Annotated in this window: 7 protein-coding genes, 1 pseudogene and 1 riboswitch; of the genes and pseudogenes, 1 reads left to right on the forward strand and 7 read right to left on the reverse strand. The window is 36.0% G+C overall.

The features are described 5' to 3' along the window. Positions 1–1,335, forward strand: a pseudogene (locus BW926_RS02690) (hypothetical protein); the annotation flags it as partial. 704 nt (positions 1,336–2,039) lie between these two features. Here the strand turns inward: BW926_RS02690 and metF are convergent. The 7 genes from metF to BW926_RS14715 all read right to left on the reverse strand — a co-directional run bounded on the left by metF (position 2,040) and on the right by BW926_RS14715 (position 11,779). Beyond that, positions 2,040–2,999, reverse strand: a complete 960-nt coding sequence (gene metF, locus BW926_RS02695) for a methylenetetrahydrofolate reductase [NAD(P)H] (RefSeq protein WP_076443961.1) — start codon at positions 2,997–2,999, stop codon at positions 2,040–2,042. A gap of 86 nt (positions 3,000–3,085) precedes the next feature. Next, on the reverse strand, positions 3,086–5,746 hold the full coding sequence (metH, locus tag BW926_RS02700; RefSeq protein ID WP_076443963.1) for a methionine synthase: 2,661 nt from the start codon (positions 5,744–5,746) through the stop codon (positions 3,086–3,088). Positions 5,747–5,751: 5 nt separating this feature from the next. Beyond that, positions 5,752–6,843, reverse strand: coding sequence for a fatty acid desaturase family protein (locus BW926_RS02705; RefSeq protein ID WP_076444178.1), 1,092 nt, complete (start codon positions 6,841–6,843; stop codon positions 5,752–5,754). An 83-nt stretch (positions 6,844–6,926) separates the two neighbouring features. Next, complete coding sequence (locus BW926_RS02710; protein ID WP_076443965.1) at positions 6,927–7,937, reverse strand: homocysteine S-methyltransferase family protein; 1,011 nt, start codon at positions 7,935–7,937, stop codon at positions 6,927–6,929. A gap of 95 nt (positions 7,938–8,032) precedes the next feature. Next, positions 8,033–9,193 carry an O-succinylhomoserine sulfhydrylase gene (locus BW926_RS02715; protein ID WP_076444180.1) on the reverse strand — a complete coding sequence of 387 codons (1,161 nt, stop codon included), beginning with the start codon at positions 9,191–9,193 and terminating at the stop codon, positions 8,033–8,035. Between the two features lie 102 nt (positions 9,194–9,295). Then, positions 9,296–10,837, reverse strand: coding sequence for an ACT domain-containing protein (locus BW926_RS14710; RefSeq protein WP_410493238.1), 1,542 nt, complete (start codon positions 10,835–10,837; stop codon positions 9,296–9,298). Positions 10,838–10,840: 3 nt separating this feature from the next. Continuing rightward, complete coding sequence (locus BW926_RS14715; RefSeq protein WP_410493239.1) at positions 10,841–11,779, reverse strand: alpha/beta fold hydrolase; 939 nt, start codon at positions 11,777–11,779, stop codon at positions 10,841–10,843. A 58-nt stretch (positions 11,780–11,837) separates the two neighbouring features. Further along, a riboswitch (SAM riboswitch) is annotated at positions 11,838–11,946 on the reverse strand. Positions 11,947–11,988: the final 42 nt, after the last annotated feature.

Genomic DNA, 11,988 nt, shown 5'->3' on the forward strand with positions numbered 1-11,988 from the left:
GGGGATGCTGTTACCAATGGTATAATTTCTTTCTGGACAGGATTTGCAAACACTAACGCCGTTGAGAGAATGAGAATACATTCTAATGGTAATGTAGGGATTGGTACTGCAGCACCCGTAGCAAAATTGGATGTAGCCGGAAATGTAAAAATAGCAGACGGAACCCAAGGGCTAGGAAAAATATTGGTGAGTGATGCAAACGGTCTAGCAAGCTGGCAAAATTCCAGTACAGCAAGTAACAATATTTACAATTCTAATGGTACATTGACAACCGACAGGACGGTGACCCAAGCAGCGCATTCGATTACTTTTACCGGAGGTAATTTCAATGTAATACCGGCTTCATCGGGTACAGGTTTATCAGTTATAGGTTCCTCGAATAACCCTGTCACTAGTTCGCCAAGAATTTTTAGCCAAGAAGGATTGGAACTACAAAGCAATAGTAACCAAGGAGTTGTAATATTAAACGGATTATGGCCTTTGGTTGCAACAAATCCAGTATTTAGAGTTGTGTATGGAAATGGTAACAATACTCCTGGCCAAATAGAATATTTAAGAATACAAGGAAACGGAAATGTAGGAATTGGTACAGCAGCACCCGCAGCTAAACTGGATATAGCTGGAAATGTAAAAATAGCAGATGGAACCCAAGGGCTAGGAAAAATATTGGTGAGTGATGCAAACGGTCTGGCAAGCTGGCAAAATGCAAGCACAGCAAGTACAAACATTTATAATTCTAATGGTTCATTAATATCGGATCGTAATGTAGACTTAAATGGGCACAACTTAGCTTTTACCGGTACAGGTAACATGGGAATTGGTATTGCAAATCCAAATCCAAATGCGAGTTTAGATTTAGGGGCAACCAATCAGGCTTTTATTACTAACCGTGTGGCCAATACGGCAGCTATTGCAAATCCTGTTAATGGTATGATTATTTATGTAAATGATAATAAATGCTTTAAAGGATATGCTAATGGTTCTTGGCAAAACTTAGGAAAGTGCCAAGGCCAACCAGTTCTTTCTGATAATCTATTAGAGACTAGAATTATTCATATTAATCCTGATACTACTTCTCCTTATTATGGTGCTTTTGTATCTTATCATTATACTGGAGGAACAGGAGCAACAATACCAGTTATTAGTGTAGCTTCAACTTCAGCGGGAATTACAGGTTTAACACTTGAAACTACTCAGAATGCGGATAATGGAAGTGGTGAAGGTAATTTGGTATTCCATATTAAAGGAACTCCTTCATCACATGGTGGATATGCATACTTTCCGCCATTTACAATCTTTGGGATAGTGTTTGATCTTCATTATTATGTCCTTTAATTATTATTATATGAATTCTATTAATTGAAAGGAAAATTACTACTAAAGCGGTAATATTGGTGTTATTTGCAGCCAAAGTTAAGTGAGAAAAGTTGAGGCTGATTTGTTTTTGGGAAATTAAGAAATATTTTTATTTTCGTAAAAAGCGAGTTCCAAAATAACGATCAAAACTCTACAAGGATTTACAAACAGTATAAATTTAACGCAATTACCCTCAAAATAGAATGTACATCTCCGTGTGAATGCCCCGTAAGCTCCATAATAACATAATGGCTTAACAATACTATTTCCCGATATTAATAAAAGTATATCGGGATATTTTTGTTCATACATAAGAATTAATCCCTATGCTTCCTACTCATCTTCGTATCTTTTGTACATAAGCAGTCCCTAAACATAAATCTTTCTTTTTCTAGCATATGAATAGGTACAATATATTTCACTTTCATCTTTGTATTTTTCCGAATTACCCAAGCATACGGAAAGGTATAGGTATTAATTATTTCATGTATCAATTGTTTAAGTGTAGATTTTGGACAAAAATCATCAAACGGGTCCTAAGAATCCTCCGCTTATCTAACTTGATTTCCATTTCATAAAATGGCTGAACAAAAGTATTATTTATCCTATTTTATCCATAATTTAAACAATTTTTTTTCAAATCAAAGCTTGACAATCTTTGTCAAACCATCATTAAAAGCTATTTAAAATAATTCTCGCGCTATTTCCTTTATATTATCGCTCTTTCCCATAGAGTAAAAATGTAAAACCGGAACTCCAAAATCCAACAATTCCTTGCATTGATTAATAGACCAGTCAATTCCGATCTGTTTTACCGTTTCATTATTTTTTGCTTTCTCTACCTCAATGATTAACTCTTCCGGTAAATCAATTTTAAAAATTTGTGGTAAAATTTTAAGATGATTTTTCGTTGCAATTGGTTTAATTCCAGGAATTATAGGAACCGTAATTCCCATTTCACGGGCTTTTTTTACAAACTCGATGTATTTTCTATTATCAAAAAACATTTGAGTGACAATATAATCGGCTCCTGCATCTACTTTTTGCCTCAACCATTTTAAATCGTAATTCATTGAAGGGGCTTCCATATGCTTTTCAGGGTAACCTGCAACACCGATACAGAATTTATTATGTTCATCACATTCTTTATCCTGATTGTGTAAATATTTTCCTCTGCCCAAATCATTGATCTGATGCACCAAATCCATCGCGCTTCCATGGCCGCCTTTTGTTGGTTCAAAATATTGATGTCCTTTCATTGCATCGCCCCTCAACGCCATTACATTGTCGATTCCGAGATACATACAATCTACCAAAAGATATTCTGTTTCTTCTTTGGTAAATCCTCCGCAAAGCAAGTGCGGAACAGTATCTACATTATATTTATGTTGAATGGCTGCGCAAATTCCTAACGTTCCGGGACGCATTCTTGTAATCCGGCGTTCCATTAACCCGTTTCCTTTGTCGATGTAAATATATTCTTCTCTGGAAGTTGTAACATCAATGAAAGGTGGTTTAAACTCCATTAAAGGATCGATATTCCTGTATAAATCTTCAATTCCGATTCCTTTTTGTGGCGGTACCACCTCCAAAGAGAATAAAGTTTTTCCGTTTGCGTTTTTTATATGATCAGTAATTTTCATTATCTATTTTATTGTTCTGTTTTGAGTATTTATTAGTTTTCGGGTTTCGGCGGTGGCTTTGCCACCGCCGAAACCCGAAAACTAAATTAATCGGCTAAATTGGGTGACAACCATTTTCTAGCTTCCGGCAAAGAAATTCCTTTCCTTTGTGAATAATCTTTCAATTGATCTTCAGCAATTTTTCCCAGTCCGAAATATTTTGAACGCGGGCTTCCGAAATAGTATCCGGAAACTGAGGCCGTCGGGAACATGGCTAGACTTTCAGTTAAATAAACTCCAATGTTTTCTTCGACTTTTAATAAATTCCAGATTGCATGTTTTTCCAAGTGATCCGGACATGCAGGATAACCTGGAGCCGGACGAATCCCTTTATATTTTTCAGCAATTAATTCTTCATTGCTCAAATTTTCCTGATTGGCATATCCCCAATATTCGGTTCTTACTTTTTTGTGTAAAAATTCGGCATAAGCTTCTGCAAAACGGTCTGCTAAAGCTTTTACCATGATCGCGTTATAATCGTCATTCGCTTTTTCATATTTTTCCGCCAATTCATCTGTTCCAAAGCCTGTCGTTACACAGAAAGCTCCCATATAATCAGTCTTTCCTGAACTTTGTGGAGCAATAAAATCACTTAAAGCAAGATAATCTTTTCCTTTTGAACGTTGAGCCTGTTGTCTTAATGTTAAGAATTTTACTTTCTGTTCACCATTTTCATCGAAGATTAAAATATCATCCGTTTCATTAGAATTGGCTTTAAAAATTCCGAAAATAGCTTTTGCAGTCAATAATTTTTCGTCTAAAATTCGATTTAAAATAACCTGTGCATCTTTGAACAATTCCTTCGCCTGTGCTCCGATCACCTCATCTTCTAAAATATTCGGATATTTTCCATGAAGATCCCAGCTTCTGAAAAACGGCGACCAGTCGATGAAAGGTAATAATTCCCTTAAATCTTGATTTTCAACAACAGTAATTCCTAACTTATTGGGTGTAAAAATTTCTTCATTTTCCCAGTTGATTTTAAATTTATTCTGTCTGGCTTCTTCAATAGAAACGTAATCTTTATCCACCTGTCTGTTCAGGAATTTTTCTCTGAATTCAGAATAGTCGTTCTTTAAATCCTCAACATATTCTTTATTTCTGTCGCCCAATAATGAACTTACTACGTTTACCGCTCTGGAAGCATCATTTACATGAACAACAGCATTTTTATATTTTAAATCGATTTTCACTGCGGTATGTGCCTTCGAAGTCGTTGCTCCACCGATCAATAAAGGAAAATCTAAATTTTGTCTTTCCAATTCTGAAGCGATATACACCATTTCATCCAAACTTGGTGTAATCAATCCGCTTAATCCGATGACATCCACTTTTTCATCAATCGCAGTCTGTATGATTTTTTCAGCAGGAACCATTACTCCAAGGTCAACAATTTCGTAGTTGTTACAACCCAAAACAACGCTCACAATGTTTTTTCCTATATCATGAACGTCTCCTTTTACCGTTGCCATCAAAATTTTTCCGTTGGCAGGTTTTGAACCGTCCTTTTCCGCTTCGATGAATGGCTGTAAATAAGCAACCGCTTTTTTCATTACCCTTGCCGATTTTACAACCTGTGGTAAGAACATTTTTCCGCTTCCGAAAAGATCTCCGACAACGCCCATTCCTGTCATTAAGTTAATTTCAATAACGTGTAATGGTTTTTCTGCCTGTTGTCTTGCCTCTTCCACATCTTCCTCGATGAAACGGTCGATTCCTTTAACCAAAGCATGCGTAATTCTCTCCTGCAAAGGATGATTTCTCCATTCTAAATCCTCAACTTTCTCTTTTTTGATCGACTTATGTTTTTCGGAATAATCAAGAAGTCTTTCTGTTGCGTCTTCTCTTTTATCAAGAATTACATCTTCAACAAGCTCAAGAAGTTCTTTATTAATTTCATCATAAACCTCTAACATCGCAGGGTTTACAATTCCCATGTTCATTCCCGCCTGAATCGCGTGATACAGGAAAACCGAGTGCATCGCTTCTCTTACTGTATCATTTCCACGGAACGAAAACGAGACATTGGAAACCCCTCCACTTACAGACGCATACGGAAGATTCTGGCGAACCCATCCTGTCGCTTCGATAAAATCGATTGCATTTCTGCGGTGTTCATCCATCCCCGTTGCAACAGGGAAAATATTTAAATCGAAAATAATATCTTCTGCAGGGAAATTTAATTTATTAACCAAAAGATTGTAAGAACGCTTTGAAATTTCGATTCTACGTTCATAAGTATCGGCTTGTCCAACCTCATCAAATGCCATGACAATAACCGCTGCACCGTATCTTTTAATCGCTTTTGCCTGTTTGATGAATTCTTCTTCACCACCTTTTAAGCTGATAGAATTCACCACACATTTTCCTTGCGCAACCTGCAATCCCGCTTCAAGAATTTCCCATTTTGAAGAATCTACCATGATCGGGATTCTCGCGATATCCGGTTCGGAGGCTATCAAATTTAGAAATTTAATCATAGAAGCTTTTCCATCGATCAATCCATCGTCGAAATTGACATCAAGGATCTGCGCACCGCCTTCAACCTGATGACGTGCAATATCCAGCGCTTCCGCAAATTTTTCTTCTTTTATTAATCTTAAAAACTTTTTCGAACCGGCAACATTGGTTCTCTCCCCAACGTTGATAAAATTACTTTCCGGTGTAATAATCAAGGGCTCAAGCCCCGATAATCTTAAATATTTCATCAAATTTATTCTTCTAAAATATAATATGCGTTATTCGCATTTTGCTTCAACAAATCCACATGTTTGCTCAAAGCGGTGAAAATTGGAAATCGTTTATAACCCAAATTGTGTTCTTTGGCAAATTCTTCGATTTCCTCTGTAATTTCATTATAATATAAATAGCTGTAATTCGGGAAAAGGTGATGAGCAACATGGAAGTTGAAATTCCCCAGCACATTTCTTACGAACCAGTTATTTTCCTGTAAATCGTTGGTGACTTCAAACTGATGATGGAGCCAGCTGAATGGCAGTCCGTTATTTTCATCCAGTTTCGGAAAAGCATTATCAGGAAGCGGATGCAAAGGCAACAGCACAAAAAGTGCAAAAATACTCGCTGCAATCACCTGTAAAAACCAAGCTCCCAAAGCTAAACCAATGGATACCTTAAAAAATAAAACGGGAACTGCAATCTGATAGAAAAAATAGAACAGTTTATAGGTAACCATTTTAATTTTTTCTTTGGTCGGAATGGCTCCCTGGGTTTTCAGAATGACTCTTTCTTTATCGAAAAAGTCTCTGAAATCTCGAATGAACATCCAATTGAACAGATATAAAGGATACACCAAAAAGAAAAAGAAATGCTGATATTTTTGAACGCCTTTCGCTTTAATCCACGGAACTATTAACAACAAGCCGCTTTGCTCGATGTCGGTGTCCCAACCGTCAACATTTGGATAAGCGTGATGCGCCGCAATGTGTCTTTTTTTCCAGATGTAAGAATTTGCTCCAACAAAATCGAAAATCTGTAAAACCAAATTGTTTAATCTCTTGCTTTTGTAAATATTGTTGTGGGCGGCTTCGTGAATTAAATTTAAATAAATCAAAACCAAAGAAATTCCCATCAACACAAAACTCGAAATATAAATCCACGGTTTATCTACATTAAAAAGCGCAAACACATATAAACTATAATAGACCAAAGGCAAAATAATGGCTTTGATCTGAATATAAAGATCCCTGTTTTCGGGAATGGCTTCTATACGCTGGTTCACTTTCTTTCTTAATTCATTAAACAGTTTTGCATCCTCTGAATCTTTTAAGTAAATCGGCTTTTCCATTATCGTAAATTTTGTGATGTATTTAAAGATAATATTAAAAACCGTTCCTTTTCTTATCAATTCAATAAAAAAAATCTATTAAATCACACAAATTCTTTCAATTTTCTTGGTGGATATTGTGAAACCAAATCTGCGATCGCTTTAATGTGATCCGGTGTTGTTCCACAGCAACCTCCGATAATGTTGATTAATTCTTTTTCTACATATTCTTTGATCTGACTTGCCATATCTTCGGGTGTTTCATCATATTTTCCGAAAGCGTTTGGAAGCCCCGCATTCGGATAAGCTGAAACGTGGAATTCTGAATTGTGAGCCAATGTTTCCAAATATGGTGTTAATTGATTTGCTCCCAAAGCACAGTTGAAACCAACACTCAATAAATTCAAATGAGAAACGGAAATTAAGAATGCTTCTGCCGTCTGTCCGCTCAATGTTCTTCCTGAAGCATCGGTAATCGTTCCGGAAACCATGATCGGAATTTTAATTTCTCTTTCGTCCTGAATTTCATCGATTGCGAATAGAGCTGCTTTTGCATTTAGTGTATCGAAAATAGTCTCTACCAAAAGAATATCTGAGCCTCCGTCTAATAAAGCTTCACACTGTTGTTTGTAGGCAATTCTCAATTCTTCAAAAGTGATTGCTCTGTAACCAGGGTCGTTTACATCAGGACTTAAACTTGCTGTTCTGTTTGTTGGGCCTATGGATCCTGCTACAAATCTTGGTTTGTCAGGATTTTGAGCCGTGAATTCATCACAAACTTTTCTGGCTATTTTTGCAGATTCATAGTTCAATTCATACACTAAATCTTCCATGTGGTAATCCGCCATCGCAATCGTTGTTCCTGAAAACGTATTGGTTTCGATGATGTCTGCACCTGCTTCCAGATATTTTTTGTGAACTTCTTCGATCGCATGAGGTTGCGTTAACGATAATAAGTCGTTATTGCCTTTTACAGGATGCTCCCAATCTTTGAAACGTTCGCCTCGATAATCTTCTTCCTCAAATTTATATCGTTGAAGCATTGTTCCCATTGCTCCGTCGAGAATTAAAATTCTTTCGGATAATGCTTTGTATAATTGTTCTGAATTTTTCATTTTATTTATTTTTCATCGTTGAATTAATCTGTTATTTGATATTTTTCCATACGTTCCTCGTATGGCTATTGTTGTTGAAGCCTTCGGGTTCGCCACTAATCCAATGCCTGTTTTAAATCTGCAATGATATCTTCTACATTTTCCAGGCCTACCGAACAACGAACCAAACCAGCGGTTATTCCTACTTCATTTCTTTCTTCGTCTGATAATTTGGAATGTGTTGTTGAAGCCGGATGCGTCACAATCGTTCTAGTATCACCAAGATTTGCGGAAAGCGAACACATTTTAATTTTATCTAAAAAGTTTCTACCGCCTTTAATTCCGTTTTTGATTTCGAATGCCACGATATTTCCTCCTAATTTCATCTGTTTTTTAGCCACTTCATAGCTTGGATGAGATTTTAAGAAAGGATATTTCACCAATTCTACATTTGGATGACTTTCTAAAAATTCGGCAACCTTAAAAGCATTTTCACAATGTTTTTCAACACGAATCGCTAAAGTTTCCATACTTTTAGATAACACCCAGGCGTTGAAAGGCGACATTGCAGGGCCTGTATTTCTCGCGAAAAGATAAATTTCACGAATCAAATCTTCTTTTCCGACTGCTACTCCACCTAAAACACGACCTTGACCATCTATCAATTTTGTTGCAGAATGCACCACGATGTCTGCACCATATTTTATCGGCTGTTGCAAATAAGGTGTTGCGAAACAGTTATCTACAATAAAAATTAAATTGTGCTTCTTTGCAATCCGTCCAAAAAATTCTAAATCCAAAACCTCAATTGCAGGATTGGTAGGTGTTTCCAGATATAAAATTTTCGTGTTTGGCTGAATATATTTTTCAACATTTTCTGCATCTTCTGCTTTGAAATAAGTTGTTTCAATATTCCATTTCGGGAAATATTTTGTGAACAATGTATGTGTAGAACCGAAAACCGACTGACAGCTTACGATATGATCTCCTGCATTTAACAAAGTTGCGAAAGTTGAATAAATCGCTGCCATTCCTGTTGCAAAAGCATATCCTGCTTCTGCACCTTCCATCTTCACAATTTTATCTGTAAATTCCGTTACATTCGGATTTGAAAACCGACTATACAGATTCTTTGATTTTTCTTCTGCAAAGCTTGCTCTCATATCTTCCGCATCCTGAAAAATAAAGCTGGATGTTAAATACAAAGGCGTTGAATGCTCATCAAACTGAGTTCTTTCGGTTTGAGTTCTTATGGCAAAGGTTTCAAAATTTTCAATTTCCATTTCTATATTTTCCGTAGGTTTTACGGTAGTTTGTTATTATTTCTTTCCATAGGTTTCACCTACGGCTATTGATATTGAACCCTTCGGGTTCGCTGGTTATTTCGTCTCGCTTACTCTTAAAATATCTCCGAAAACGCCTCTTGCAGTTACTTTGGCTCCCGCTCCGGCTCCCATAATCACAATAGGATGCTCACCATAGCTTTCCGTATAGATTTCGAAGATGGAATCGGATCCTTTCAGTTGTCCCAAAGCCGAGCTTGCAGGCACGGAAACCAGCTTTACATCAAGCTCACCCTTATCTTTTTGTAAATCGCCGTGTAAATCTCCAACATATCTCAAAACATGCCCGGGCTCCTGACTTTCTTTGATTTTTTGATATTCTTCGTCTAATTCTTTCAATCTTGAAAGGAATTCCTGTTTTGAAACTGAAAGCAGGCTTTTCGGCACAAGATTTTGAATGCTGATGTCTTCAAATTCATTAATTAAATCCAATTCTCTGGCTAAAATTAATAATTTTCTGGCGACATCATTTCCTGACAGATCTTCTCTCGGATCCGGCTCTGTGTATCCTTTTTCCAATGCTTCATTGATGATGGTTGAAAATTTATCATCTCTTAACGAAAAATTATTAAAAACATAGCTTAATGTTCCGGAGAAAACCCCTTTGATCCTTGTGATATTTTCCCCTGAAAGGTGTAAAAGCTTTATGGTATCAATCAATGGCAAACCGGCACCAACATTGGTTTCGTACAGATAACGTCTGTTATTTTTGTTCAACGTATATCTTAGTTTACGGTATTCTTCAATCGGAAGCGTATTGAAAATTTTGTTGGAAGAAACCAGATCGAAACCGTTTTCCGCCAACGCATGATAATTTTTAACAAAATCTTTACTCGCTGTGTTATCCACAACAATCAGATTTTCCAATTGATTTTCTTTTGAAAAGTTGATTAATTCCTCAATATTAGAAGGACTTTCTGCTGTGACAACCTCATCATTCCATTTATTATCAAAACCTTTTTTATTGAAAGCAATTTTTCTTGAATTGGCAACCGCAACTACTTTCAGATCGATTTTTTTACGTTTTTTGATTTCATCCGAAGATTCTAAAACCTGCTCTATCAAAGTTTTTCCAACGTTTCCGTGACCAATAATTGCTAAATGAACTGTCTTTGGTTTTTTAGAAATTTCAGATTCGATGATATTTTTTGCTTTTTCGTCCTGAGATGAAGTTACAACAATATTTACTCTTTTTTCCGCTGCAATTTGGTTTAAAAGCAATGGGAAAACGTTATTTCTAGCCAGTTCTGCCAACACTTTGTTGAAATCTTCCGCAACAAAGCCCAAAACCGACACATTATTTATACTGTAAATCTGAGAAACTTTCCCAGATTTTCTTTCTGCTTTGAATTCATCCATCAGACAATTGACTGCTTTTTCAGAATCACTTTCCTGAACAAGAATAGAAATTCCGTTTTCAATCGCCTGCTGGGAAATTACACCCACACTGATTCGCGCTAATGTCAGCGCTTTGAAGATTCGTCCGTCAATCCCAATTTCACCTAAGAAATCTTCCCCATCAAATTTGATGATTGATCTGTTTTTTAAAAATTTTATTTCGCTAACATTACTTTTCATCTTCTACAAAATATTTTTAATGATAGTATTTAATTGTTCGTATTCCATTAAGAAGGCATCATGCCCGTGAATTGAGGTGATCTCGTGATAGAAAACATTTTCTTTTTTCTCTTTTAGCTTTTTAAAGCACATTCGGATTTCAGAAGCGGGAAAAAATATATCTGTATCAACGGAGATCATGTGCATTCGTGCTTGGATTTTTTTTAAATAATCTTCAGTGGCATTTATATTCATCAGTAAATGATTCATCAACTTATAAGCTTTTAAACTAAATCTTTCGTTTAAAACATTTCCGTGATAAATAAGCCAATCTTCCGATTCCAATCTCTGTTTTTTCAGATTGTATTTATTTTGAAATCTATTATTTAATGATTCCGGCGTTCGGTAGCATAACATCGCATGAATTCTTGCTTTTTGTAATGGCTCATCATTTTGATTTAATAAAAATTTCTGAACCAGACATTGTGCATGAAGCCAATCGTGGGTTTTAAAATCGCAGGCAATAGGAATGAAAATTTCGGCAAGATCTGTTTTTTTCACTAACATTTCCCAACCGATTCCCCCTCCCAGAGAACCTCCAATAATGGCATGTAAACTTTTAATATTTAAAATTTCAAGACCTTTTAAAAAGATATTTGCCATATCTGATGGTGTGAAATCCTCATAATCATCAATTAAAAAATTGTCATAGCCATTTCCTGGAATATTGAAGCACAAAACTGTATACTTTTCGGTATCGATTACCTGGTCTTTGCCAATTAATTTTTTCCACCATCCTTTTTCTCCGGAAACATCCGAATTTCCTGTTAAAGCATGATTTACTAAAATGATCGGAGCAGAAAACAAGTCTTTCCCGAAAAGCTTATAGCTCAACGAGATATGATGTTCCTTACCGGAGTTGGTTTGATACAAAAAATTAATATATTTTAGTTCTGTTTTCAATTCTATTATTTTATTATCATTGAAAATGCCACAGGAAATGGCTGAAAAGAACTTCAGTAAGTTATCTGTCCAAAAATAATTTTGGTAGAACGTAGCACCTTCATTGCTTGCACAAAGGGTTGCTAAGGTTTCACAGGGTCTAATCCCTCAACCTTTCTTGATAACATTTTCAATATTTGAATGAACGAATGGCACAAAGATAGAACTTT

The sequence above is a fragment of the Chryseobacterium sp. RU37D genome (assembly GCF_900156075.1).
Classification (GTDB): Bacteria; Bacteroidota; Bacteroidia; order Flavobacteriales; family Weeksellaceae; genus Chryseobacterium.